Annotated in this window: 26 protein-coding genes, 2 tRNA genes and 1 other annotated feature (1 of these 29 only partly in view); of the genes, 20 read left to right on the top strand and 8 right to left on the bottom strand. The window is 48.5% G+C overall.

What is annotated here, in order from left to right:
- Positions 1-157, top strand: a binding site (T-box leader) (it extends 61 nt beyond the left edge of the window).
- A 53-nt stretch (positions 158-210) separates the two neighbouring features.
- From serS to JZI27_RS21580, 14 genes are all read left to right on the top strand, one after another.
- The gene (gene serS, locus JZI27_RS21645) at positions 211-1,491 is read left to right on the top strand and encodes a serine--tRNA ligase (RefSeq protein ID WP_280209246.1); all 1,281 of its coding nucleotides are present in this window, start codon (positions 211-213) and stop codon (positions 1,489-1,491) included.
- A gap of 416 nt (positions 1,492-1,907) precedes the next feature.
- Positions 1,908-3,512, top strand: a complete 1,605-nt coding sequence (aceB, locus tag JZI27_RS21640) for a malate synthase A (RefSeq protein WP_280209245.1) — start codon at positions 1,908-1,910, stop codon at positions 3,510-3,512.
- Between the two features lie 29 nt (positions 3,513-3,541).
- Positions 3,542-4,831, top strand: a complete 1,290-nt coding sequence (aceA, locus tag JZI27_RS21635; RefSeq protein WP_122909448.1) for an isocitrate lyase — start codon at positions 3,542-3,544, stop codon at positions 4,829-4,831.
- Between the two features lie 100 nt (positions 4,832-4,931).
- Positions 4,932-5,008 (top strand) — tRNA-Arg (locus JZI27_RS21630).
- 235 nt (positions 5,009-5,243) lie between these two features.
- Positions 5,244-6,254, top strand: a complete 1,011-nt coding sequence (locus tag JZI27_RS21625; protein ID WP_280209244.1) for a LacI family DNA-binding transcriptional regulator — start codon at positions 5,244-5,246, stop codon at positions 6,252-6,254.
- An 11-nt stretch (positions 6,255-6,265) separates the two neighbouring features.
- Entirely contained in the window at positions 6,266-6,955 is a 690-nt protein-coding gene (locus tag JZI27_RS21620) for an RraA family protein (protein ID WP_280209243.1), read from the top strand.
- Positions 6,936-8,012, top strand: coding sequence for an Ldh family oxidoreductase (locus tag JZI27_RS21615; RefSeq protein WP_348521384.1), 1,077 nt, complete (start codon positions 6,936-6,938; stop codon positions 8,010-8,012). The genes JZI27_RS21620 and JZI27_RS21615 overlap by 20 nt, the downstream gene beginning before the upstream one ends.
- A 14-nt stretch (positions 8,013-8,026) precedes the next feature.
- Positions 8,027-9,196 (top strand): iron-containing alcohol dehydrogenase, encoded by a 1,170-nt coding sequence (locus tag JZI27_RS21610; RefSeq protein WP_122909445.1) that lies wholly within the window; start codon positions 8,027-8,029, stop codon positions 9,194-9,196.
- Between the two features lie 51 nt (positions 9,197-9,247).
- The gene (locus JZI27_RS21605; protein WP_280209241.1) at positions 9,248-10,738 is read left to right on the top strand and encodes an aldehyde dehydrogenase family protein; all 1,491 of its coding nucleotides are present in this window, start codon (positions 9,248-9,250) and stop codon (positions 10,736-10,738) included.
- Positions 10,739-10,762: 24 nt separating this feature from the next.
- A complete protein-coding gene (locus JZI27_RS21600; RefSeq protein WP_251244226.1) occupies positions 10,763-11,803 on the top strand; it encodes a TRAP transporter substrate-binding protein in 1,041 nt (346 codons plus the stop codon).
- A 141-nt stretch (positions 11,804-11,944) separates the two neighbouring features.
- The gene (locus tag JZI27_RS21595; protein WP_251244225.1) at positions 11,945-12,451 is read left to right on the top strand and encodes a TRAP transporter small permease; all 507 of its coding nucleotides are present in this window, start codon (positions 11,945-11,947) and stop codon (positions 12,449-12,451) included.
- Positions 12,429-13,739, top strand: coding sequence for a TRAP transporter large permease (locus JZI27_RS21590; RefSeq protein WP_280209238.1), 1,311 nt, complete (start codon positions 12,429-12,431; stop codon positions 13,737-13,739). Before JZI27_RS21595 ends, JZI27_RS21590 begins: the two co-directional genes overlap by 23 nt.
- Positions 13,740-13,752: 13 nt before the next feature.
- Positions 13,753-14,886, top strand: coding sequence for a glycerate kinase (locus tag JZI27_RS21585; RefSeq protein WP_280209237.1), 1,134 nt, complete (start codon positions 13,753-13,755; stop codon positions 14,884-14,886).
- 27 nt (positions 14,887-14,913) lie between these two features.
- A complete protein-coding gene (locus JZI27_RS21580; RefSeq protein WP_280209236.1) occupies positions 14,914-15,909 on the top strand; it encodes a 2-hydroxyacid dehydrogenase in 996 nt (331 codons plus the stop codon).
- A 64-nt stretch (positions 15,910-15,973) separates the two neighbouring features.
- Here the strand turns inward: JZI27_RS21580 and JZI27_RS21575 are convergent, their stop codons facing one another.
- The 4 genes from JZI27_RS21575 to JZI27_RS21560 all read right to left on the bottom strand — a co-directional run bounded on the left by JZI27_RS21575 (position 15,974) and on the right by JZI27_RS21560 (position 17,538).
- A complete protein-coding gene (locus JZI27_RS21575; protein ID WP_122909439.1) occupies positions 15,974-16,243 on the bottom strand; it encodes a hypothetical protein in 270 nt (89 codons plus the stop codon).
- 41 nt (positions 16,244-16,284) lie between these two features.
- The gene (locus JZI27_RS21570) at positions 16,285-16,437 is read right to left on the bottom strand and encodes an MFS transporter (RefSeq protein WP_148038755.1); all 153 of its coding nucleotides are present in this window, start codon (positions 16,435-16,437) and stop codon (positions 16,285-16,287) included.
- A 157-nt stretch (positions 16,438-16,594) separates the two neighbouring features.
- The gene (locus tag JZI27_RS21565; protein ID WP_251244222.1) at positions 16,595-17,029 is read right to left on the bottom strand and encodes a MarR family winged helix-turn-helix transcriptional regulator; all 435 of its coding nucleotides are present in this window, start codon (positions 17,027-17,029) and stop codon (positions 16,595-16,597) included.
- A 98-nt stretch (positions 17,030-17,127) separates the two neighbouring features.
- Positions 17,128-17,538: a DoxX family protein gene (locus tag JZI27_RS21560; RefSeq protein ID WP_122909438.1), complete on the bottom strand. Its 411-nt coding sequence runs from the start codon at positions 17,536-17,538 to the stop codon at positions 17,128-17,130.
- A 194-nt stretch (positions 17,539-17,732) separates the two neighbouring features.
- On the opposite strand from JZI27_RS21560, the gene JZI27_RS21555 reads away from it, so the two are divergent.
- Positions 17,733-18,074 (top strand): winged helix-turn-helix transcriptional regulator, encoded by a 342-nt coding sequence (locus JZI27_RS21555; protein WP_251244221.1) that lies wholly within the window; start codon positions 17,733-17,735, stop codon positions 18,072-18,074.
- Positions 18,075-18,080: 6 nt separating this feature from the next.
- Here JZI27_RS21555 and JZI27_RS21550 read toward each other — a convergent pair whose 3' ends face one another.
- A complete protein-coding gene (locus JZI27_RS21550; protein ID WP_122909436.1) occupies positions 18,081-18,428 on the bottom strand; it encodes a helix-turn-helix domain-containing protein in 348 nt (115 codons plus the stop codon).
- A gap of 166 nt (positions 18,429-18,594) precedes the next feature.
- On the opposite strand from JZI27_RS21550, the gene JZI27_RS21545 reads away from it, so the two are divergent.
- Together JZI27_RS21545 and JZI27_RS21540 are read left to right on the top strand one after the other, a co-directional pair.
- Entirely contained in the window at positions 18,595-18,816 is a 222-nt protein-coding gene (locus JZI27_RS21545) for a helix-turn-helix transcriptional regulator (protein WP_276531792.1), read from the top strand.
- Positions 18,817-18,877: 61 nt separating this feature from the next.
- Complete coding sequence (locus tag JZI27_RS21540) at positions 18,878-19,048, top strand: hypothetical protein (protein ID WP_183185076.1); 171 nt, start codon at positions 18,878-18,880, stop codon at positions 19,046-19,048.
- 146 nt (positions 19,049-19,194) lie between these two features.
- Here JZI27_RS21540 and JZI27_RS21535 read toward each other — a convergent pair whose 3' ends face one another.
- The gene (locus JZI27_RS21535; protein WP_251244220.1) at positions 19,195-19,698 is read right to left on the bottom strand and encodes a ribonuclease H-like YkuK family protein; all 504 of its coding nucleotides are present in this window, start codon (positions 19,696-19,698) and stop codon (positions 19,195-19,197) included.
- Positions 19,699-19,983: 285 nt separating this feature from the next.
- Here JZI27_RS21535 and JZI27_RS21530 point away from each other — a divergent pair, with 285 nt between their 5' ends.
- Both JZI27_RS21530 and tadA read left to right on the top strand, forming a co-directional pair.
- Positions 19,984-20,583, top strand: a complete 600-nt coding sequence (locus tag JZI27_RS21530) for a nitroreductase family protein (RefSeq protein WP_251244219.1) — start codon at positions 19,984-19,986, stop codon at positions 20,581-20,583.
- Entirely contained in the window at positions 20,583-21,065 is a 483-nt protein-coding gene (gene tadA, locus JZI27_RS21525; RefSeq protein ID WP_280209249.1) for a tRNA adenosine(34) deaminase TadA, read from the top strand. Before JZI27_RS21530 ends, tadA begins: the two co-directional genes overlap by 1 nt.
- Positions 21,066-21,114: 49 nt before the next feature.
- Here the strand turns inward: tadA and JZI27_RS21520 are convergent, their stop codons facing one another.
- Complete coding sequence (locus JZI27_RS21520; RefSeq protein ID WP_280209233.1) at positions 21,115-22,401, bottom strand: erythromycin esterase family protein; 1,287 nt, start codon at positions 22,399-22,401, stop codon at positions 21,115-21,117.
- Positions 22,402-22,504: 103 nt separating this feature from the next.
- Positions 22,505-23,236: a pseudouridine synthase gene (locus tag JZI27_RS21515; RefSeq protein WP_280209231.1), complete on the bottom strand. Its 732-nt coding sequence runs from the start codon at positions 23,234-23,236 to the stop codon at positions 22,505-22,507.
- A 200-nt stretch (positions 23,237-23,436) separates the two neighbouring features.
- Between JZI27_RS21515 and JZI27_RS21510 the strand changes: the two genes are divergently transcribed.
- Positions 23,437-23,525, top strand: a tRNA-Ser gene (locus tag JZI27_RS21510).
- Positions 23,526-23,664 lie beyond the last annotated feature (139 nt).

The following is a 23,664-nucleotide window of genomic DNA, read 5'->3' as shown; positions in this document are numbered from 1 at the left end:
GCAAACCGATCCAGCATGCGAAGGAATCCATCTCGGAGTGACAAGGATGAACTTGTCCGGAACCGTCCCGTTACGACGGAAGAGTGGACAGATGTTTTGGGTACGATGCATCTGTCAACGAGGGTGGCAACGCGGGTATACAACACTCGTCCCTTACCAGGGGACGGGTGTTTTTTGTTTTTATTTGAAGTTGATTTGGAGGGATTCGAAATGTTGGACGTAAAAGTTTTACGACAAGACCTGGAGGAAGTTAAGCGCCGTTTGTCCGCTCGTAATGAAGATATCTCCGCTCTGGATCAGTTTGCCGAAGTGGATGAGAAGCGCCGCCAAGTGATTCAAGAAGCCGAAACCTTGAAAAATAAAAGAAACACGGTCTCCGAGCAGGTCGCGGTAATGAAACGCAACAAGGAAAATGCTGATAGCCTGATCGCTGAAATGAAGGAAGTAAACGAGCGCATCAAGGTTCTGGACGAAGAATTGCGTCAGCTGGATGAGCAGCAGGAAGAAATCCTGCTCAGTCTGCCCAACCTGCCACATGAGAGCACACCAATTGGTACTTCTGAAGACGATAACGTCGTAGCCTGGACATGGGGCGAGCCTCGTGATTTTGGCTTTGAAGCCAAAGCACACTGGGATCTGGCTACACAAGCTGGCATTCTCGATTTTGAAACTGCAGCCAAAGTAACAGGCAGTCGTTTTGTTTTTTACAAAGGCTTGGGAGCGCGTTTGGAGCGTGCATTGATCAGCTTCATGCTCGATCTGCATACCACGGAGCACGGATATGAGGAAATTCTTCCGCCCTACATCGTCAATCGTGCCAGCATGACAGGGACCGGACAATTGCCCAAGTTTGAAGAGGATGCATTCAAACTGGATGGACCTGACTATTTCCTGATTCCAACAGCGGAGGTGCCTGTCACCAACATGCACCGTGATGAAATCCTCGACGGAGCTGATTTGCCGCTCTATTATGCCGCATATAGTGCATGTTTCCGTTCGGAAGCGGGCTCTGCAGGTCGTGATACTCGCGGTCTGATCCGTCAGCACCAGTTTAACAAAGTAGAGATGGTGAAGTTCGTCAAACCCGAGGATTCCTATGACGAATTGGATAAGCTGGTGAAGAACGCGGAGAAGGTATTGCAGCTCTTGGGCCTGCCTTATCGTGTATTGAGCATGTGCACAGGCGATCTCGGTTTCACTGCTGCGAAAAAATTCGATTTGGAAGTATGGATTCCAAGCAACAACACGTATCGCGAAATTTCGTCTTGCTCCAACTTTGAGGCTTTCCAAGCACGTCGCGCTAACATTCGTTTCCGCCGCGATACCAAGAGCAAGCCAGAATTCGTTCATACCTTGAACGGTTCGGGTTTGGCGATTGGCCGTACGGTAGCTGCGATTCTGGAAAACTACCAGGAAGCAGATGGGTCCATTACGATCCCAGAAGTATTGCGTCCGTATATGGGTGGCTTGGAGAAAATCGCCCCGAAATAAGCGTTGTCAAATAAAACAAACAGCTCTGATCCATTTGGAACAGAGCTGTTTTCTTTTGTACTAGTACAGTTGTGAAAATTTAAAAATTGTTGTTGCACTGTTATATTCTCTGTTATATAATAACTTCAAAAGTTGAGAATATTGTTTTAATACAGAAATAGGAGGAATGGGGAATGAATTGCTACAGGTGTGATGGAAACGGTGAACAGGATTGCACACGTTGTGAAGGGGTCGGTATCGAGGCGAATGGCACGACATGTCGCCATTGTCTGGGTGACGGGCATGTTTGCTGTAGTCATTGCAGCGGTAGTGGCAGCATAGAGTAGCCCATTTTTTTTGTTTGATCTGTACTATAATAACTGATTGATTTATCATCTGTACCATAATAAAACGGGTAGGAAAAGGAGGGGCTTTGCTTGACTACAATACCAACGAACCCATCTCCAATGGAGATTGATGCAGAGATTCTGCCAGGGTATGAGGAAATTTTGACACCGGAAGCGCTTCAGTTCATCGTCAAGCTGGAACAAAAGTTTGGGGATCGTCGACTGGAGCTGTTAGCTAGACGCGAGGAGCGACAAGCGCAGATTGATGAAGGGGAATTGCCTGATTTTCTGCCGGAGATGGCGCATATTCGCAAAGGAGAATGGACGGTGGCACCTCTGCCGATGGATTTGTTGGATCGAAGGGTGGAGATTACCGGTCCTGCAGGCGACCGCAAAATGGTCATCAATGCCCTGAACTCCGGAGCACGTCTGTTCATGGCTGATTTTGAGGATGCCAACTCTCCTACGTGGGTGAACACGATCCAAGGCCAAATCAACATGAAGGATGCGGTAAGACGCAATATTTCCTACACCAGCCCGGAAAACAAAAAATACATGCTGAATGAGAAGATTGCTGTACTGAAGATACGCCCGCGAGGTTTGCACATGGAGGAAAAACACATCCTGCTCGATCAAAAGCCGGTTTCTGCCAGTTTCGTGGATTTTGGCCTCTATTTTTATCACAATGTTCAAGCTCTTTTGGCGAACGGGACTGCCCCGTATTTCTATTTGCCGAAGCTGGAGAGTCATTTGGAAGCTCGACTCTGGAATGATGTTTTCTTGTTTGCGCAGGAGGAATTAAATATCCCCCGGGGTACGATTCGGGCAACCGTCCTCATTGAGACCATTATGGCTGCCTTTGAAATGGATGAGATCTTGTATGAGCTGCGCGAGCACAGCGCTGGACTCAATTGCGGCCGATGGGATTACATCTTCAGCTATATCAAAAAGCTGAGAAATCAACCCGACGTGATACTGCCGGATCGTGCACAGGTGACGATGACGGTACCATTCATGAAGGCCTATACCACCTTGGCGGTAAGGACGTGCCACAAGCGAATGGCTCCTTGCATCGGCGGAATGGCCGCGCAGATTCCGGTCAAGAACGACCCGGTCAAAAATGAGGAGGCCTTGGCCAAGGTACGTGCTGACAAGGAGCGGGAAGCATACGACGGACACGACGGCACATGGGTTGCGCATCCGGGATTGGTGCCCGTCGCGATGGAGGTATTCAATCGTCTGATGCGAGAGCCCAATCAGATCTGGTACAAACGCGAGGACGTGCAAGTGTCTGCGGAGCATCTGCTGGCTGTCCCAGCTGGGGAGATTACGGAAGAAGGGGTCCGCACGAATATCAGTGTCGGCATCCAGTATATCGAGGCGTGGCTGCGCGGATCAGGAGCGGTGCCGATCCGCAATCTGATGGAGGATGCTGCGACAGCCGAAATCTCCCGCGCGCAGGTTTGGCAATGGATTCGCCATGATAAAGGAGTTTTATCGGATGGCCGCAAAATCACGATCGCGCTGGTAAAGCAGTGGACGAGTGAGGAAATGCTTCTTTTGAAGCAGGAGCTGGGTGAGGAAAAGTATCAGCATAGCCAGTTCCCGTTGGCAGGAGAGCTGTTCCTGAGACTGGTGACAGAGGATACGTTTGAAGAGTTTTTAACCATACCGGGTTATCGCTATTTAGCTTAAATATAAAAACATGGGTGGAGGAAATGAAAATGACGAAAATCAACAAGCAGGAAGCGATTCAACAAGTGGAGCAATATTGGCAAACGGAACGTTTTCAAGGAATCACGCGCAGCTATTCGGCCGAAGATGTCGTACGATTGCGTGGTACGGTGCAGGTAGAGCATACCTTGGCACGACTAGGTGCGGAAAGATTGTGGAGCTTGCTTCATACCGAACATCATATCAAGGCGCTGGGGGCATTGACCGGGAATCAAGCGATCCAGCAGGTAAAAGCAGGGTTGAAAGCAATCTACCTGAGCGGCTGGCAAGTCGCAGCTGATGCCAACCTGGCTGGACAAATGTATCCGGACCAGAGCTTGTATCCTGCCAACAGTGTGCCGCAGGTAGTTAAAAGAATTAATCAGGCTTTGCAACGGGCCGATCAGATCGATCAATCCGAGGGAGGCTCTGACACGCATTGGTTCGCACCGATCGTCGCAGATGCGGAAGCCGGATTTGGTGGACCGCTCAACGTCTTTGAGCTGATGAAAGGCATGATTGAAGCGGGTGCAGCAGGTGTTCATTTTGAGGATCAGCTGGCTTCCGAGAAAAAATGCGGACATATGGGCGGCAAGGTGCTGATCCCGACTCAGGCAGCTGTTCGCAACCTGATCTCTGCTCGATTTGCAGCCGATGTGATGGGCGTTCCGACCATCATTGTAGCACGTACAGATGCGAATGGTGCTTTCCTTATCACGAGCGACATCGATGAGCAGGATCAGCCGTTTCTCACAGGAGAACGTACACCAGAAGGCTTTTTCCGTCTACGTGGCGGGCTGGATGCTGCTATCGCACGCGGTTTGGCTTATGCGCCTTACGCTGATCTCATCTGGTGCGAGACTGCGGAGCCGAATCTCGAGGAGGCGCGTCGCTTTGCCGAGGCGATTCATGCAAATTTCCCGGGTAAAATGCTGGCTTACAACTGCTCTCCGTCATTCAATTGGAAGAAAAAGCTGGATGACGCATCCATCGCTCGCTTCCAGGAAGAGCTGGGCGAGATGGGTTACAAATTTCAGTTCGTCACCCTCGCAGGCTTCCATGCCCTCAATTACGGCATGTTTGAGCTGGCTCGCAACTACCGTGATCGCGGCATGGCGGCATACTCTGAGCTACAGCAGGCAGAATTTGCGAGCGAAGTGTACGGCTACACGGCTACGCGTCATCAGCGCGAGGTAGGTACCGGGTATTTCGATGAGATCGCGCAGGTGATCGCTGGCGGGAACTCTTCGACCACAGCTTTGAGCGGCTCGACAGAGGAAGAGCAATTTACTCATCATTAATTCGGAAAAAAAGAGGAGGATCAGGGCTTGTTTGCCCTGGTCCTCCATTTGCCAAATGGCGATACTCTTTTTATAATGGAGAGTGTACAAAAGAAAATCTGTCCCCGTAGCTCAGCAGGATAGAGCAACGGTTTCCTAAACTGTAGGTCGGAGGTTCGAATCCTCTCGGGGACGCCATCGAAAAACCGCGTGATTGCGCGGTTTTTTCTATTTTTTCGAAAAGCCCAACCACTGCAAGCTGTGAAATATAATTCTGCTAATTCAAAAAAAATACATATTGAAATCGCTTTATTGGGCTGTTAATATCTAGTTAACCGATTCACGAAACCGATTTCCAAAAACGGTTTCCAAAACTTCTAATACGAATGAATCCTTTATTTCTCAAAGAAATATGGAAAAGAGGAACTGATTAATGAAAGTAACGATTGATGATGTGGCAAAAAAGGCTGGGGTATCCAAGACTACGGTCTCCAGAATTCTGAACGGTCACTTCGAACACGCAACAGAAGAAACGAAGAAACGCATATTGGAAGTGATTCGTGAATTGGATTATCGCCCAAATGCTTTGGCTAGAGGATTAAAGCAGATGCGGACAAACGTACTGGGAATCATTTTGTCCAATTTGCAAAACCCGTACTGGACCAGGGTGTTGGAGGGTGTGGAGGACGCTTGTCGTGCTCTGGGCTACAGTTTGATGATTTGCAACTCCAATGACGATCCTCAATTGGAGGAAGAGTACATCAGGGGACTACAGATGAGGCAGGTCGACGGGATCATTATCAACCCGACGATGAAAAATTTTGCCTTGTACGAGTCTTTGATTGGCAATAAATATCCCGTTGTGGCGGTCAACCGTAAAGTGGCGGAGCTGGAGCTGGATACCGTTGTCGTGGACAATGTGATGGGTGCTATGCTGGCCATTGATCAGCTGTGCAAAAATGGTCGGAAAAATATCGCGATCATGGTGTACCCTCCTGAAGGCGTAAGTCCGAGACTCGAACGGATTGAAGGATACAAGCAGGGCTTGGTTCGCAATGGCTTGGCTGTGCGTGATTCGCTGATTCGGATCTTGCCAGAGAAAAAAGGGATTGTGAAAGAAGCCACCAAGGAGCTGCTTGCACAATCACCAGAAGTAGATGCGATTTTTTCTACCAACAACATGATGACGCTGGAAATCCTCGAAGCCATCAAGGAACAAAACCTGCGCGTGCCCCAAGATATTTCGCTCATAGGCTACGACGAGACGGTCTGGTCGATGCATTTGGATCCTCCTTTGACAACGGTTAATCAGCCGGCCTATGAAATGGGAGAAATCGCAGTAAAAAGTCTAATCAAGCGTATTCAGGCAAAGCGGCCCGTAAAGGCCAAAACAACATTGCTGGAACCCAATTTGATTATTCGTCGCTCTTGCGGGACGAAGTAGGAGGAATCATCATGGTGAACATCGGCTTTCGAGTATTTCCAATCAGCAAGCGCCCTGCGAAGGAGCTTGTAGAACAATTTCGGCACGTAGTTACTCCTCATATCAGCGATAACCTCAATCGGATGCATGGCGTGGCTGCCGGATTAACGCCCTATCATAAAGAAGGAAAGCTGGTCGGGACTGCTCTAACCGTAAAAACTCGACCAGGCGACAACCTGATGGTGCACAAGGCGATCGACATGGCCGAAGCTGGAGATGTCATTGTCGTCGATGCAGGTGGTGATTTGACGAACGCGATTGTCGGAGAGATCATGCTTCGAATCGCTCAGAAAAACGGGGTGAGCGGCTTTGTGGTAGATGGGGCAATCCGCGATACCGAAGCCTTTAAACAGGACGTGTTCCCGGTATATGCAAGAGGAGTGACCCACCGTGGACCCTATAAAGACGGCCCAGGAGAGATTAACGTTCCTGTCTCGGTAGGAGGAATGGTCGTGCATCCCGGGGATATCATCGTTGGGGATGAAGATGGATTAGCTGTCGTTCCAGCGGATTTGGCTGAAGAGGTTCTGGCGCTGGTCAAAGCTCAACAAGCAAAGGAAGAAGCCATTCTTGCCTCTATTGCAGACGGAACCGTAGATCGTACATGGGTGGATGAGACATTAAAGCAGAAGGGCTGTGAATTTGTTGGCATTATCGAGTAGATACAGCTGGGAAGGACTACAACATTTTTGTGAGCAGGTATTTATCAAAGCGGGTGTACCCGCACAGTCGGCAGCGATTGTGGCCGATTCTCTGGTTCAGGCAGATTTGCGAGGAGTGGAATCGCACGGAGTGGTGCGGACGGCGATCTACCTAAAGCGCATTGAAGCAGGTATGATTGACCCCTTTGCTGCCGTGGAGAAGGTGAACGAGAGCGAAGCGACCATTTTGGTAGATGGCCAGAACAACTTTGGCTCTGTGATCGGCACGAAGGCATTGGACCTGGCATTGGAAAAAGCCAAGAAGCATGGTGCTGCATTTGTCGGCGTAAAAGGATCCAACCATTTTGGCACCGGAGCTTACTACGTCAAGAAGGCCATCGAGCAGGATATGATTTTGCTGGTCATGTCCAACGCCTCACAGACGATGCCTCCAACTGGTGGCGTGAGACCTTTCATTGGAACCAATCCTCTAGCAGTCGGTGTCCCAAGTGGAAAAGAGCTGCCCTTTATTCTGGATATGGCGACAAGTGTGGTAGCGCGAGGCAAAATTATCGTTTCTGCACAAAAAGGGGAGCCAATCCCATTGGGCTGGGCCATCGATAAAGACGGAAATCCTACAACGGATGCCGAAGCTGCTCTGGAAGGATCTGTTTTACCGGTAGGGGGTCCGAAAGGCTACGCGATCTCCATGTTTATCGATATTTTATCGGGTGTCTTAACAGGGGCCGGATTTGGCAAATACGTCAATAATATGTACGAAAACTGGGAGGAGTCACAAAACGTCGGCCATGTTTTCATCGCGGTAGACATCAATCGGTTCATTCCTGTCGAGCAGTTTAAAGCGCGGATGGATCAGTACATCCAGGAGATCAAGCAAGAACCGAAAGCACCTGGGGTACAGGAAATCTTGATTCCTGGCGAGTTGGAACACCGTCGCAGCCTAGAGCGTAAAGAATTTGGAATCGAACTACAACCAAAAGTAGTCGAGGAACTCACAGCAATCGGAAAGACTTACGGAGTCGATTTGGCACTAGCAGAATTTGAAAAGGCGAAATAACAGGGGGTTCATCCATGCAACTAAATCGCGTATTCCGATATGAAATTCCAACAGCCATCGAATTTGGAAACGGTTCCATTCGTTCGCTTGCAGACCATGTGAAGGCCTTGGGAGGCAACAAGGTACTGATCGTAGCAGACCCGGGTGTAGTCTCTGCCGGTGTCGTCGAGCGATTGGAAGAACCATTGAAAGAGGCTGACATTCCCTATGTGATTTTTTCAGAGATCGAAGCTGATCCGGACATTTCCTCGGTAGAAAAGGGAACTGACATAGCCAAAGCGGAAGGCTGCAACCTCGTCGTAGGGGTGGGAGGCGGCAGTTCGCTGGATACAGCCAAAGCGATCGGAACGATGCTGACGAACCCTGGGCATATCCGTGATTATGTCGGCATCAACAAGGTACTCCATCAAGCCGCTCCGGTCATTGCCGTGCCTACTACAGCAGGGACGGGAAGCGAGCTGACGATCTGGTCTGTACTGTCGGACAAGAAAGAAAATGTGAAATTGAGCGTTGGCAGTACATACAACTGTCCGACACTGGCGCTTTGCGACCCTGAACTGACAATCAGCTTGCCGTCGCACGTGACCGCAGCAACAGGGATGGATGCCTTGACGCATGCTCTCGAGTCTTATGTGAATAAAGCGACTCAGCCCATCTCCGAGGGGATGTCCATTCAGGCGATGAAAATGATTGCGAAAAGCCTGCGTGTAGCGGTCGTTGCAGGGGATAACCTGCAGGCGCGTCACGATATGCTGCTCGCCAGCCTGATTGCAGCGATGGCCTTTAACTCAACTCGCTTGGGACTTGCTCATGCTTTGGCCATTCCGCTTGGGGCTCATTTCAAGATTCCTCATGGCACGGTAAACGCCATTCTACTGCCAGAAGTCATGCAATTTAACCTGATTGGCAATTTGGAGAAGTTTGCGGAAATCGCATCGATTTTTGGGGAGAAGGTCGAGCATCTCAGTGACCGGGAAGCCGCAGAGCGTTCCGTCGTGGCGATTCGACAGTTGAAACAGGATGTCGGGATCACGCAGACGCTTTCAGACTACGGACTGAAGGAAGAGCACCTCGGTTTTATTGCCGAAGAAGCCATGCTGTCAGGCAATGTTCCCGTCAATCCACGCAAACCGACCTTGGAAGACCTGAAGCAAATCTGCAGAGCAGCCATGAAAAAGGATTAAAGGAAAGTTTGATCATTTTCATACTAGAAAAGCTGGAAAGGGGAAATTGCAGTGTCTCAACACGACATGCTGACTTGGCTGGACCAACACGCGGGGAAAACGTACGGGAATTACATCAATGGACAATGGGTTGACAGCAGCAATGGAAAAGCAGTTCCACTGTACCACACAGCCCGCAAATCGCAGTTGCTCGGTTATTTTCCGGATTCTACAGAGACCGATGTAGATGCAGCTGTTGTAGCAGCCAACGAAGCGTTCAAATCCTGGTCGAAAATGCCTGCGCCAGATCGTGGTGCGATCCTGATGAAGTTTGCCGATTTGCTGGAGCGGGATATCGACGAACTGGCTTACATGCTGTCGGCTGAGCAGGGAAAAGCACTGGCGGAATCTCGCGGAGAGGTTGCTCGTGCTGCCAAGGAAACTCGCTTTGCAGCAGGGGATGCGATTCGCATGGACGGAGAGACTCTACCCGGTGAGCGGACTCACGTGTGGAATTCGACGATACGCCAGCCGATCGGAGTCATTGCCGCCATCGCTCCGTGGAATTTCCCTGTTGTCACACCTGTTCGAAAAATAGCACCTGCTCTCGCCTACGGATGCACCGTTGTATTCAAACCGGCTTCAAATACACCGTGGGCAACGACCAAGCTGTTCTCGCTGCTTGCCGAAGCGGGGGTGCCAAAAGGCGTCGTCAATCTGGTGATTGGCAGCGGGTCGAATGTGGGAGATCCGCTTGTAAAACACCCGCTGGTAAAAGGGATCAGCTTTACAGGATCGACCAAGCAAGGAGTGGCGATCCATGAAATCGCTGCCAAACGGTTGGTGCGAACCCAGCTGGAGTTAGGCGGAAAAAATCCGGCAGTCGTTCTCGATTACGCCAATCTGGCAAATGCAGCAAAGCAGATTGTCGGTGCGGCTTTTGCTTGCAGCGGTCAACGTTGTACGGCAATCAGCCGGGTCATTGTACTGAAAGAACAGGCCGAAGCTTTAACAAAGGCATTATTGGAAGAAATCCGACTGATCACAGTAGGTCCGGCCTGGGAACAGAAGGCCAACATGGGACCACTCGTTAACAAAAGCCATCTCGATTCTGTTCAAGAGTATCTGCGAATCGGCAAGGAAGAAGGAGCACGTCTGCTCGCGGGCGGAGAGATTCTTTCGGAAGGTGAGTATGCGCATGGCAGTTACATGACACCCGCCCTGTTTGACCAGGTGACTCCGGATATGAGAATCGCCAAGGAAGAGATTTTTGGGCCGGTATTGAGCGTCATTGCGGTTGAAGATGAGAAGGAAGCGTTTGAGATCGCCAATTCTGTCGAGTATGGGCTTGCCGCATCTGTCTTCACGGATAACCTTTCATCCGCATATCGTTTTGCTGAACAGATCGAGAGCGGGATGGTTCATATTAATCACGGTACAGCCAGTGCAGCTTATATGCCATTCGGTGGTGTAAAACAATCCGGGTTCGGCGCTTATTCGATTGGCAGTACCAACAAAGATTTCTTTACAGAATTGAAGGTCGTGTACTTCCAATACGATTAATCGAAAAATGGGGGAGAGATAGATATGAAGAAGTGGATGAAAGCAGCAGGTGTTTTTTCAGTAGCATTGTCTTTGCTGGTTGGTTGTTCTTCATCACCAGCAACGAATGGAGGGGGCAGCCAGCAGGCAGCGGGTGAAAGTAAACCGGCGGAGACTGCTGCTGCGGTGAAGCTGAAATTGGGCCATGTCTGGACATCCGCCGAAATCCATTCACAAGCGGTAGAGCAGTTTGCAGCGGAAGTGGAAAAGCTCTCCAATGGTTCCGTCAAAATTGAAGTATTTGGCGATGGAACATTAGGGAAAGACAAGGACCTTCTTGAAGGGTTGAAGGTAGGCACAGCTGATATTTGGATCGGGGGTGCGGGTGTTCTGTCCGGTTCCTCTGATGCTGCGAAGATTTTTACAGTACCTTTCATGTTTGACAATCAAGAGCATTTTAACAAGGTGTATGACGGTGAAGTAGGTAAAGAGATATCTGCTACGATCGAACAGCAATCGGGATATAAGGTATTAACTTATTGGGACCGCGGTGCTCGTTGGCTGACTGTGAACAAAGAAGTGAAGGTGCCTGAAGATCTGAGTGGATTAAAGGTTCGCGTACCGGAAAGTCCTGTGTTTGTGAAATCCTTCCAGCAGCTGGGGGCAGCACCGACTCCGATGGCATTTGGCGAGGTGTACACAGCCATTCAACAAGGGGTGATTGACGGACAGGAAAATCCGCTGTCCCTGATCTATTCGTCTAAATTTAGTGAAGTAAACAAGTTCCTGGTCAAGACGGAGCACGTTCGTGAACCGATCGCGATGGTCATCAGCGGTGAAAAATTCAATTCGCTAAGTCCTGAACAACAAAACGCTCTGATGGAAGCAGCAAATGGACAAGCCAAAAAGTATGTTATCGAACAAGTAGACAAGGGGAACAGCGAGTTTTTGACCAAGCTGCAGGAGGAAGGCATGACTTTGGTTGAGCCCGATCTGGCAGCATTCCAGGCCAAGCTGGAAGGATTCGTAGACAACCAATTCCCAGAAATCAAGGAACTGTACGAAAAGGTACTGGCAGCCAAATAAACATACACGAACATTGGGGGAAGGGGCAGCCTTTCCCCCTCCTCTACGCAATTTTCGATGATCCCTGTATGTAATGAAGGATGGATACATGCGGGGGTGATTGAGAATGAATGTAAGCATGCTACGTTACGAGGAGGACATATGAGACATGTAATTGCAGTAGCAGATCGCATGAACCTCTGGATTTTTAATCTGATTGCCATCATCTTCGGATTGATTTCCCTGCTCACGATATATCAGGTTTTCGCTCGCTATGTGTTGAAAAACCCACTTGTGTGGTCAGAGGAGTTATCTCGTTACCTGATGATTTGGATTGTATTTTTGGGAACAGCGATCGCTTTACGCAAAGGGCTTTTGATTTCTGTTGAAATCATCCAGCAGCTTGTCCCCAAAAAGGTAAAAAAAGTGCTGGAAGTCATCACTGTCCTGATTAATCTCGTTCTATTATTCATTCTGATCAAATACGGCTTTGGAATCATGACAAATCTGGTGGGACAAAGCACAGGGGCGATGGACATTCCGGTTGCCTGGACCTATGCTGCGATTCCGGTCGGAGCGATTCTGGCATTTCTGAATAGCGTGGTTGTCCTGATTGAAATCTTTACAGAGAAAGGGGAGGAGAAGCATGGCGGGGATCTTATTCTCTAGTTTGCTCATTCTGTTTGCGCTAGGTGTTCCGGTCGCCTTTTCCATGGGATTGGCCAGTATCTTCGCCATGATGGACAGCGGAATATCTTTGCAAGTCGTGATCCAGAGAGTATTTTCCTCCCTTGACTCCTTTCCGTTGATGGCCATTCCGTTCTTTATCCTTGCCGGTAACATTATGGAGTACAGCGGGATATCGCAACGCTTGATCAACCTGGCCAATTCGATTGTGGGTCGCATGACGGGTGGATTGGGTATGGTGACCGTATTGACAGCGATGTTTTTTGCCTCTATTTCCGGGTCAAGTGCCGCGACGACCGCAGCGATCGGCAGCATCCTCATCCCAGCTATGGTCAAGCGAGGATTTCCAAAACCATTTTCGACCTCTGTCCAGGCGGTTTCAGGTGAGCTGGGTGTCATCATTCCACCCTCCATCCCTATGATCATCTTTGCATTGAGTGCAGGAACAGCGATCTCGATCGGAGATTTATTTTTGGCGGGTATTGGTCCTGGGCTTCTCATCAGCCTCTCACTCATGCTGGTGATCTATCTCGTGAGCAAGCGAAATGGCTACGGTCAACAAGTGCTGAGCGCAGAAGAGCAAGAGGCGGAAGCAAAAATGATGAGCTGGCAGGGAAGATGGGATGCACTACGCAAGGCGGTATTGCCTCTGTTAATGCCAGTCATCATTCTCGGAGGAATCTATGGCGGGATATTTACACCTACAGAAGCAGCAGCAGTCGCTGTCGGATATGCGCTAGTCCTCGGTCTGTTTGTTTATCGTACCATCAATCAGACGAAAATGATGGAAATTTTGCGCAGCTCGGTTTTATCGACATCCGTTATCATGCTGATTATCGGAAATGCAGGATTGCTCGGTTGGGTGCTTACGGCAGAAAAGGTTCCGAGTCTTGTCGCCAACTGGTTTGTCTCTATTTCTGACAGTCCTATCGTCTTCCTATTGCTCGTCAATCTACTCTTGCTGTTGGTCGGGATGTTTCTCGAGACAGGGGCATCCATTGTCATTATTGCACCAATTTTGACTCCTGTTGCGATGCAATTTGGCATTGATCCCATACATTTTGGAATTATCATCATTGTAAATCTGGCTGTTGGCATGGTTACGCCACCTATAGGCGTGAACTTATTCGTCGCTTGCCAGATTGCCGGATTACGTATCGAACAAATCATGAAATCGATGCTGCCGTTTTATTTGATTTTAATTATTGATATCCTGTTGGTAACCTATTTACCGCAGATAACTCTCTGGCTGCCATCTATTTTGAAGTAAGAGGGGGAAGGCAATGAAGATTGTAGTAGCACCAGATTCCTTCAAAGGCTCCATATCTGCGCGTGACCTATGCGCTGCGGTGTGCAGGGGCATTCATGCCGCGGACCCGAAGATTGATGTGATCGAGCTCCCATTGGCAGATGGCGGGGAAGGAACCGTGGACAATATGGTTTACTCGACCCAAGGCGAAACCAGACTCGTACAGGTAAACGACCCGTTGGGAAGGCCCATTCGTGCAGCCTATGGCATCCTTGGCGACCATGCCACAGTGATTATCGAAATGGCCCAGGCTTCCGGTCTTCCGCTATTGAAGCCCGATGAGAGAAACCCGCTCATCACAAGCAGCTTCGGAACAGGAGAACTGGTATTACACGCCCTTAACGCAGGCTATCGGAAATTCATCATTGGTTTGGGCGGGAGTGCTACCAATGACGGTGGTGCAGGCATGTTGAAAGCGTTGGGGGCTACCTTCTACGATCAGGATGGAGTTTTGCTACCGAAAGGCGGGGCTTCACTCGAAAAGCTTTCATACATAGACCTTTCCGGACTGGACAAAAGGCTGCAGGAGTCTACCTTTACCATTGCCAGCGATGTGAACAACCCATTATGTGGTGCCAATGGCGCTTCGGCTGTCTTCGGACCGCAAAAGGGTGCTACACCAGAGATGGTACAGCGTTTGGATATGGCGCTATCCCGCTTTGCTGACGTAGTCGAAAAGCAACTCGGTATTGACGTGCGTCATCTGCCAGGAAGCGGGGCTGCTGGCGGGATGGGGGCTGCGTTATTAGCATTTCTTCATGCAGAATTCAAATCTGGTATTGAGCTTGTCATGGATGCGATTCATTTTGAGCAAAAAATACAAGCAGCCGATCTGATCATCACGGGTGAAGGGAAGCTGGATGAGCAAACGATGGCTGGCAAGGTCATTGCTGGCGTATGTAAAAAAGCTAAGCCTTATCAGATACCAACTATCGCGATTTGTGGAGGCATGGAGCTGACCAGTGAGCAGATGGATGAGATTGGTTTGCTAGCAGGGTTTTCGATCGTGCCTAAGCCATGTAGCCTTGAGCAGGCCATGGAACAGGCAGAAGGATGGGCACAGGAGCGAGTGGAGCAGATAATCCGGTTCATGAAGCGGTTCGTATAGCAAATTTTCCAGAGAGGATGGTGTACCTTGCGACCAAGCGTATATATTACGAGACGAATTCCCGATAGCACGTTGGAGAAGATCAGCGAAGTCTGTCAGGTAGAGATGTGGGAGGAGGAAGACATACCTGTCCCACGCGCTGTATTGGAAGAAAAAATAGAAAACATAGACGGTTTGTTCTGTCTCTTGACGGAGACGATCGACGAGGCACTATTGCAAAAAGCGAAGCAATTAAAAGTCATCAGCAATATGGCTGTTGGCTATAACAACATCGATGTAGACGCAGCCACCGAAAAAGGTATCTTCGTGACCAACACGCCCGGTGTACTGACGGAAACCACTGCAGATTTGACGTTTGCTTTGTTGATGGCCACCGCACGCAGAATTGTGGAAGCATCTGACTTTCTGCGCGAGGGAAGCTGGAAAACATGGTCCCCGATGCTGCTAACCGGTCAGGATATCTATGGGGCGACGCTCGGGATCATTGGCATGGGCCGGATCGGCGAATCGCTGGCGAAACGGGCAAAAGGCTTTGACATGCGTATCCTCTACCACAATCGCAGTCGCAAGGAAGAAGCGGAAAAAACATGGGGAATCGAGTATGCCGATCTAGACAGCTTGTTGCGTGAATCCGATTTTGTCTGTGTGATGACACCGTATACGGAAGAGACCCGGAACCTGATCGGGGAAAGAGAATTGTCCTTGATGAAAAATTCGGCGATTCTCATCAATACTGCACGTGGCGGCATTGTAAATGAAGCAGCCTTGTATGAGGCATTGAAACAAAACAAGATTTGGGCAGCGGGAATTGATGTATTTGAGCAGGAACCAGTCAGTCCTGATCATCCGCTTCTGACTTTGCCCAATGTGGTCACGCTGCCACACATCGGCAGTGCGTCCATTCAGACTCGGACACGGATGGCTGAGCTGGCTGCGGCCAATCTGATCCAGGGAGTAATAGGAAAGCCGCCGAGAAATCGGGTGAATCAGGACGTTGTGCAAGCAAGGAAAATCGATGTATAGCTTCAAAAAATGAAAAGCTTCATTCCTCTTTGGGAACGAAGCTTTTTTGGTTTGCGTGGAACGATTACCCTTGCTGGTTCAAAACCTGCAAGCCCTCTCGTTTCTTCCTGATCACAGCTCTCCGATGATGCAAGGTATAATACGAAACGACGTACATAAAGCTGTAGTTCATGGCCGATGCGATCATTCCCAGTACGAATGAGCCAACCCCCATACCGGTATCAAGCAAAAGAAAGTAGGTACCCGTTGCCAATCCTCTGCGCTCGTTTGGAGCGGATTTGATCGCGATGGCTTGAAAGCTGGGGAAAACACTGCCATAGCCGAGTCCAATCACGCCGCTCGCCACCAAAAACATGACCGGACTATGTGCTTGGCTCAGGAGGTAAAGGGGCGGGAAATGACAATCATAATGGCATAAATCACAAAGAAGTAGCTGGAGGTCTCCACCATGCCTTGTTCTTTCGCATAGACAGGAATAAAAGATAGCAATCCACTATAGGCAAACGAGAGCTTCTCGATCACCGCCATTCAAGACCTCCATGACGTAGACAGGCAGTGTAGCCACCAAGGCGTAATACGTGATGAACAAAAACAAACTGCTGAGACAAATACTGAGGAAGTCCCTACGCCATAGGGGCTGTCGTTGCAATGTAATCTCTCCTATCCCCGCGGATGATAGAGTTTTTTATCCATGCAGCTCCGCGTTAATATTCTCTCTAATTTTGGCTAACAACTTTTTTAACAGCTCAATCTCATTCTCCGTCAAATCCTGTAAGGCGATATCATTTACGCGCTCATCGATCGGGTCCAGCTGGCGAACGATGCTGTGTCCCTCTTCCGTCAGACAGACTAGCGATGAACGTTTATCTTCCGGGTTCGAGATCTTTTGGATGAAGCCTTTGCGATCCAGCAGATCAGAAATCCTTGTGACATTTGCCTGATCTTTTCCTACACGCTTGCTTAGCTCCTTGATTGTGATCCGGTCTTCTTCTTCCAAGCGCTTCAGAATCGACCATTGCTCCGGTGTTACCTCATAGGAATGGAAGGCACTCGTCAGAATGCGGCTCATGCTTCGTCCCGTGTTATTGATAGCAAATCCCAATGCATCATCAAGCTTCAAGAAATCACCCTCCCCAAAAAACTTGTTATAACATGTATGTCATGACATATAAAATAGTAGCACAATCCTCTACTGTGTAGACGTCAGTTTGATGTTACTCATTCAGCTTCTTTTTTCCCGGAGAATACCCGGTCAACACTGTACAGCGAGCTACCGCTGATAACCAATGCAACCAGCATAGCCAACAGGGCGAGGTCGAGCTCGTATCCAGCGCCTGTTCCATTTCCCATAAATCCACCGCCAAGCTTTGCAGTGAAGATGGCACCTACCATGACAATACCCAGCAGCCCAGAGAAGATGCGGGTACCCAATCCAAGAATCAGGGCAAGACCGCCAATGGTTTCCAGAAGTGTAACCACATATGCGAGAAAGGCTGGCAGACTCATGCTGCCGAAGAATCCGACCACGTTATCCAATCCCATCTGGAACTTGGCAATTCCGTGGATAAAAAAGGTAATCCCTGCAATGACGCGTAGGATAAGAGCACTCCATTCAAAACGACTATTCATAATGGCCTCCTAATTGTTTATGTTTAATAATAAGATTACTTTTCGTTAGTAAGTATACAATAATAATTAGAGTTGTCAACCCTCTCTATTCCTAGTGGATGAAGACAAGATTCGTTATTTACACTCCATTCTCATCATACGTTTTGAAGGAATCATAAAAGAGCGGTATACTGGAAGGAGAATGAGGTGATTTTATGAAACAGTCTTCCCTCTGTCCCAGGTTTGAAAAAGGCATGCAACTACTAGGCAAACGCTGGACGGGGCTCATATTGTATCAATTGCTTTCCGGGCCTCAGCGATTTTGTGCCTTGGAAGGAGCTTTGCCGGTAAGCGGAAGGCTACTCTCTGAACGCTTGAAGGATTTGGAGAAGGAAGGTCTTGTGCATCGCCAAGTTTTTACGGATTCAGCACCCGTACGCGTAGAATATTCGCTGACTGATAAAGGCCGTGCTTTGGAGCCGGTCTTGAAGGGAATTGAAAGCTGGTCGCAGCAATGGATCGAGCTGGACGCTGATCATGCAGCCATAGACGAATAAAACCCCTCATTGAGGGGTTTTCTTTTTCCATTTCAGGTATTCGATGTGATTTTTTATCTCTGCCAGATCACTTTCGTTCAAACCTTGCAGATCAAAAAAGGGTGCCTGTGTCTCTCGAACGGATGCATGTTGCCAAAAGGGAGCGGGGTTGTCCGTTTTGCCGTGAAGAAAATCTGTTGAGACTTCAAATATGTCTGCTACATGGGAGATAAGATAATAATCGACACCTTTTTTCTCGCCGGATTCGATACGAGACAGAACCGTATTATGAATCCCCAGCTTCTCAGCCAGTTGGAGCTGGGACCATTTTTTTTGTTCGCGAAGCCATTTGATTCGTTTACCAACCACTGACATGCTGGAACCACCTTTCCGTTATGGCAATATTATTTTATCAATTTTCCAAAACGGAAAAAACAAGTTTGTCGAAATAACAAAAATTGTATTGACTTTGTTAAAATGGAAACGATATGATGACTTTAATTAGGAGTTTGCTATTTTTACAAGAGGGGGAGAATAGCAAATGGAAGTGGAAGTAATCAATCTTGCGTTTATTGCCAAACGGAGAGCGGAATGTGGTTGGACTCAACAGGACATGGCAGAGTTTTTGGGCTTCAAAAACGCCTCTGCCTATCAAAAATATGAGAAGGGCGAGTATGCTTTCAAAGCCATTCATTTGCCCATATTGGCCAGGAAGCTCGGGTGTGACCTGCAGGATTTATTTTACAATCGCCAAGTTTTCTAATGCGCATCGGTTTTGCTAAAACAGCAAAATAAAGATAGAAGGCAGGTAAGGAGTGAAACCAGTGAAGCCGTATGAGGCAAATTTGCGACAGCTGGAAATTTGGAAAAAGACGATTGAGTATGAAATTCAGATGATGGCGCCACAAAGCAAGGCAGCTTGCGACGACTTTGTGGTTCGCTTGCTGCTTTTTGAGCAGAAATTACGGGAAGAGATGAATGTACAACGTTCATAGCTTGAAGAATAAAGCAAAGTGCAGGTTTTGCAGTTACTGTAGGTTAAAAAAGTAGGATTTCATGAACGGTATCACGAATCCTTTGAACATGACAGAAAAATAGCGGTTACGCTAAGGCAGCGCTCCGCTGTGTGTATGGCCATTGGCTACCGGGTAAACTTGTCGGCAATGGTGGAAGCACAGAAGGAATGAGGCTTGATTTCTGCGCGAAACTGATTCGATGCTGCTAAGCTGAGTAGAGACTGGATAAACTTACGAGTAGGTCCATTCGCACCAATGTCAAAATGGAGACGGACAGGTGTGTCATGATCGTGGTCGCGAAGGTATTGGCGTACTTCGGTGGCTAAACCTACTGCGTAGACCGCTTCCTGAAAAATGCGTTGCTGCAGTGAGGAGTAGCGCTGCTCCTGGAACTTGTGATAAAAGAACGATCCGCCATGACCGGGCCGAATGACGGTGATGACCAGAGCAAAGAATGTGCCGCGACTTTTCAGCTGGGAATCGGCACCCACGATAATCTCGAAGGAGCCTTTATTGGAAGCGATGGTCTGTTCTATCAGGGAGAACACATCATCTTTGGTTAATTGCCCTTTGGTAGGGCTGTGAAAAGATTCAAACAGGTTGTTAGTCGAAGATAAGCCCACTCCCATCCCTCCAAAACGAGGCTCACTGTCACTTGCATCCAGTTTCCTTACACCATTAATGTATGTAATCTCTCGGAGAGTATGTGAACGGGTAAGGACAAAAAAGCTCATGAATAAACAAATAACAGTTTTTTTACAATGAATTATGAAGAATGTTTGCCTCATGCGGTGCGTGTAGCATCAGGCTGTTTGGGCACTTGAGTGATAATAAGAACGAATGTTCCTTATTATAGATCAGCTTTTCCCTATCCCGATTGATGTATGAAAAAATGAAATCAGGAGGCACGAAGCATGACGAAGGTGTATTTACCCCAGGTACAAGAAAATCGACAAGCAGGACATGATATCGATCCTGTCTTTTTGAATCGTTGGTCCCCGCGTTCCTATAAAACTGACGCGGTACCAGATGAAGTGCTGTTCAGCTTGTTTGAAGCGGCGCGTTGGGCTCCATCTGGTAGCAACGAACAGCCTTGGCGCTTTATTTTTGCCCGTACACAAGAAGATAGAGAGCGTTTCTATCCATTTATCGCGGAGGGCAATCGCGCATGGTGTGAAAAGGCACCTGTCCTCGTTCTCGTCATGTCCAAAACGATCAGCTCGCGTGAAACTCATCTCCGCTCCCATGCTTTCGACGCAGGAGCAGCTTGGGGATATCTGGCGCTGGAAGCCACTCGTCAGGGTCTGGTCACGCATGCGATGGGTGGTTTTGACCCGGAAAAAGCGCGCGAGGTGCTGAGTATTCCAGCTGAATATGAGCTCCACGCCGTGATCGCGGTGGGCTATCAGGGTGAAAAGGAAGCATTGTCTGAAGCCTTCCAGGAGCGGGAAAAGCCATCCTCCCGCCGTCCGCTGGAAGAAACGGTTTTTGAAGGAGTCTTCAAAGAAAAGTGATGGAACTTCAGGCACATGAAACGTACATGCGTGCTGCGATGGAGGAAGCACAGAAGGCCGCTGCAATCGGTGAGGTACCGATCGGCGCTGTGATCGTTCGCGACGGGGAAATTGTAGGTCGAGGCTACAACCTGCGGGAAACCCGCAAAGATCCTACTCTCCACGCCGAAATGATCGCGATTCGGGAGGCCAGTGAACGATTGGGTGGCTGGCGTCTGATCGGCTGCACCTTGTACGTCACACTGGAGCCCTGCCCGATGTGCGCTGGAGCCATCGTGCAAAGCAGGGTCGAGCAGGTGGTATATGGCGCAGTCGATCCCAAAGCAGGTTGTGCCGGGACATTGATGAATTTGCTGGAGGAACCTCGCTTTAATCATCAGGTTCCGGTAGTAGAGGGTGTGCTTGCCGAAGAGTGCGGGCAATTGCTGAAGGATTTTTTTCGCAGTCTGCGCAAAAAGCGGGCTGGCTCTGTTGACGAATAAAAATGGAAAGAGAATGCCTTTCTGCATCAGCGGAAGGGCATTCTCTTCGTTAATTCGTTTCATTCGTTATCATGACCGAAGGAGTAGCGGCTCGTACGAATAGGATAGCATCAAAGGCTTTTGCCGGAATCATCTGTAACGTATATATCTTTTCCATTTTCCCATACCATCCACTAAAGACTGCGCCTATTGCACTGATGGGTTGGGCTTTATTCAGATAGGCGAGGAAATGATCATCATTTTTTGCCGTTGCAAAGTCCAGGAAGCCATCCTGCATGTTGGTCTGAGCAAAAAGAACAGCGAGCCGATTATTCCCGCTATTTTTTACAGTAAACGCTTTTCGCTCGTTGGTGATGGCATCATTAGCTAGGAAGGAGCTCTCGTAGAATTCACTTCCTATGGCGTAATATTGGTCCCCTAATGTCTTTGCGAGATAGGCTCCCATGCAGGTCGTCGTTCCCGCGGTAGTGGAGGTTTTTTCAATGTGTCCATTATGTCCGGTAATGAACATATTTTCACGACCGTAATATTTCTTTTCAAATGATAAAATCCATAGTACTTTTTCCGCCATGTAGGAATCGCGGGCATTGTTATAGTTTGCATGTGTTCCGCGCAGTGTAGCGTTTTGCTTGATAGCCTCTGCAAACGCCAGAGCCAACTCAAATTCTTTCTCCGTGCTTTTTGCGGCATAAACGGATTTGTTTACTCTCATCCGCTCCATCAAGTTTTGAATATGAGCGAGCCCCTCCTGTACATAGGCCGGCTTTTGATCGTAAACCGTTTTATCATTCAGATTCGTAAGGGCAGTCTCGTACTTGGAGGCAAGTGTGGGATCCACTTTTTTTAAATAGGAGAATAGCCCGTTTTTGTTATGGTCATAGCGTTGCATGTCAAAACCATAAAAATGAATTTTGTCTTTTGTATCCTGATGCTCATTATAGGAGCGCATCCACGATAGAAGGTCTGCCATTTCTTGCGTATGGTAAATCGTAAATCCGATTGCTTTTGCAGCTTCCTGTGCAGTTCCGCTTCCTCCTAAAATGTATTCATTGACCTTTTGTCCTCCGCCGAAATCGCCTTCTATGGCAAATACGCGGAATCCTTGTTTTTCCACAAGATGTTTGAAAATATCTGATTTTAGCGTGGTAAATTCCTTGTTGCCATGCGTAGCCTCACCAAATCCGATGATGGTTTTTGAAGGAAGCTGCATGTTTGATACGGGAATAAGGTGTGAATTCAATGACTGTTGCAACGTGTCGGTTGATTTCGAATAGAATCCCGTCAATACACTCATGGTGATAATCAAGTTTATTGCAAACAGGAAATTTTTTATCATATCGTTCTCTCTTTCTGGAGCCTAAAGCCGAAAAGGTGAATACAGCAATATTCTACCGTATACCGTACAGTGGTGTGAGGGGACGGGGGATAGGCACCCCCTCCTACTCGATTGCCTTTTGGATGTGTTGGCGCAGCAGCTCCAGCTCTTCTTCGGTCAGTTCCCGGTATTCGCCCAGCTCTAAGGTGGTATCGAGCGGGATCGGACCCATGCGGATACGCTGCAGGTAGATGACCTGCAATCCAAAGGCGGCAAACATGCGTTTCACTTGATGAAACTTTCCTTCCATAATCGTGACGCGAATCTCGGAAATTTCTCCAGACGAAAGAATCTCCAGCTTGGCAGGCATGGTCGTAAAATCGTCCAGCTCCACGCCTTTGGCAAATTCTCGGACATGTTCTTCGGTTACCCTTCCTTCGATACGGGCGAAGTATTCCTTCTCCACTTTCTTCTTTGGAGAGAGCAAGCTATGTGAAAACTGTCCATCGTTGGTCAAAAGCAGCAACCCCTCGGTGTCGATATCCAGACGTCCCACGGGATGCACCTTGATCGCCCATTCGTACGGAAGCAAGTCCACAACAGTCTCGTGCAGGTTGTCCTCCGTCGCGGAAACGACTCCAGGGGGCTTGTTCAGCATGACGTAGACCCAACGCTTGTAGTTGAGCTCCTCGCCATCAACGACGATCTCCTGTTCTTCCGGTATGACGTGCATTCCAGGATCAGTTGCGACTTTCCCGTCTACAACAACAACCTTTTGTTTTACGAGGGCCTTTACTTCCTTGCGTGTGCCAAAACCCATATTGGCAAGCACTTTGTCCAAACGTTCACGTTTCATCTATGTTCCTCGTTTCTTTTATGTACTTTAGTGAGAAGGGATAGAGCCCTATTTTGGAGAAAATGACAGGGCAATTGCCCGTTATGCATGCTCTTACTAGTTTGTCCTATTGGCAGGTTCAAATCAAGGGGTGGCAGGGATTTACACTTGCATTTGGGCATAAGTTTTGCTATATTAAATAATGTTTCGATAAACGATATGGAGAGATACCCAAGTGGTCATAAGGGGACGCACTCGAAATGCGTTAGGCGTCGTGAGGCGTGCGTGGGTTCGAATCCCACTCTCTCCGCTTTGTATGGGATGCAAAGCATATTTTTGCCGCAATGGCGAGAATATGCTTTCGTTTTTTTTTTATACTGTCGGAAAGTTTAAGTGCGCTAAAGCGCTAAAAAGATTAGCGGAAGATAGTATAAGTGCAACTAAGGCTC

This window comes from Brevibacillus sp. AY1 (assembly GCF_029870785.1).
GTDB classification, from domain to species: domain Bacteria; phylum Bacillota; class Bacilli; order Brevibacillales; family Brevibacillaceae; genus Brevibacillus; species Brevibacillus invocatus.
The sequence above is the reverse complement of the archived record's forward strand: the minus strand, read 5'-3'. Positions and strand labels throughout refer to the sequence as shown.

What these genes read in the sequence shown, in the direction of transcription:
- JZI27_RS21590 (WP_280209238.1), top strand. Translation starts at nt 12,429, where the DNA reads ATGGCGGGGATCTTATTCTCTAGTTTGCTCATTCTGTTTGCGCTAGGT.
- JZI27_RS21625 (WP_280209244.1), top strand. Translation starts at nt 5,244, where the DNA reads ATGAAAGTAACGATTGATGATGTGGCAAAAAAGGCTGGGGTATCCAAG.
- JZI27_RS21585 (WP_280209237.1), top strand. Translation starts at nt 13,753, where the DNA reads ATGAAGATTGTAGTAGCACCAGATTCCTTCAAAGGCTCCATATCTGCG.
- JZI27_RS21620 (WP_280209243.1), top strand. Translation starts at nt 6,266, where the DNA reads ATGGTGAACATCGGCTTTCGAGTATTTCCAATCAGCAAGCGCCCTGCG.
- JZI27_RS21545 (WP_276531792.1), top strand. Translation starts at nt 18,595, where the DNA reads ATGGAAGTGGAAGTAATCAATCTTGCGTTTATTGCCAAACGGAGAGCG.
- JZI27_RS21530 (WP_251244219.1), top strand. Translation starts at nt 19,984, where the DNA reads ATGACGAAGGTGTATTTACCCCAGGTACAAGAAAATCGACAAGCAGGA.
- serS (WP_280209246.1), top strand. Translation starts at nt 211, where the DNA reads ATGTTGGACGTAAAAGTTTTACGACAAGACCTGGAGGAAGTTAAGCGC.
- tadA (WP_280209249.1), top strand. Translation starts at nt 20,583, where the DNA reads ATGGAACTTCAGGCACATGAAACGTACATGCGTGCTGCGATGGAGGAA.
- aceA (WP_122909448.1), top strand. Translation starts at nt 3,542, where the DNA reads ATGACGAAAATCAACAAGCAGGAAGCGATTCAACAAGTGGAGCAATAT.
- JZI27_RS21515 (WP_280209231.1), bottom strand. Translation starts at nt 23,236, where the DNA reads ATGAAACGTGAACGTTTGGACAAAGTGCTTGCCAATATGGGTTTTGGC.
- JZI27_RS21595 (WP_251244225.1), top strand. Translation starts at nt 11,945, where the DNA reads ATGAGACATGTAATTGCAGTAGCAGATCGCATGAACCTCTGGATTTTT.
- JZI27_RS21520 (WP_280209233.1), bottom strand. Translation starts at nt 22,401, where the DNA reads ATGATAAAAAATTTCCTGTTTGCAATAAACTTGATTATCACCATGAGT.
- JZI27_RS21560 (WP_122909438.1), bottom strand. Translation starts at nt 17,538, where the DNA reads ATGAATAGTCGTTTTGAATGGAGTGCTCTTATCCTACGCGTCATTGCA.
- JZI27_RS21550 (WP_122909436.1), bottom strand. Translation starts at nt 18,428, where the DNA reads ATGTCAGTGGTTGGTAAACGAATCAAATGGCTTCGCGAACAAAAAAAA.
- JZI27_RS21570 (WP_148038755.1), bottom strand. Translation starts at nt 16,437, where the DNA reads ATGGCGGTGATCGAGAAGCTCTCGTTTGCCTATAGTGGATTGCTATCT.
- JZI27_RS21610 (WP_122909445.1), top strand. Translation starts at nt 8,027, where the DNA reads ATGCAACTAAATCGCGTATTCCGATATGAAATTCCAACAGCCATCGAA.
- JZI27_RS21555 (WP_251244221.1), top strand. Translation starts at nt 17,733, where the DNA reads ATGAAACAGTCTTCCCTCTGTCCCAGGTTTGAAAAAGGCATGCAACTA.
- JZI27_RS21535 (WP_251244220.1), bottom strand. Translation starts at nt 19,698, where the DNA reads ATGGGAGTGGGCTTATCTTCGACTAACAACCTGTTTGAATCTTTTCAC.
- JZI27_RS21600 (WP_251244226.1), top strand. Translation starts at nt 10,763, where the DNA reads ATGAAGAAGTGGATGAAAGCAGCAGGTGTTTTTTCAGTAGCATTGTCT.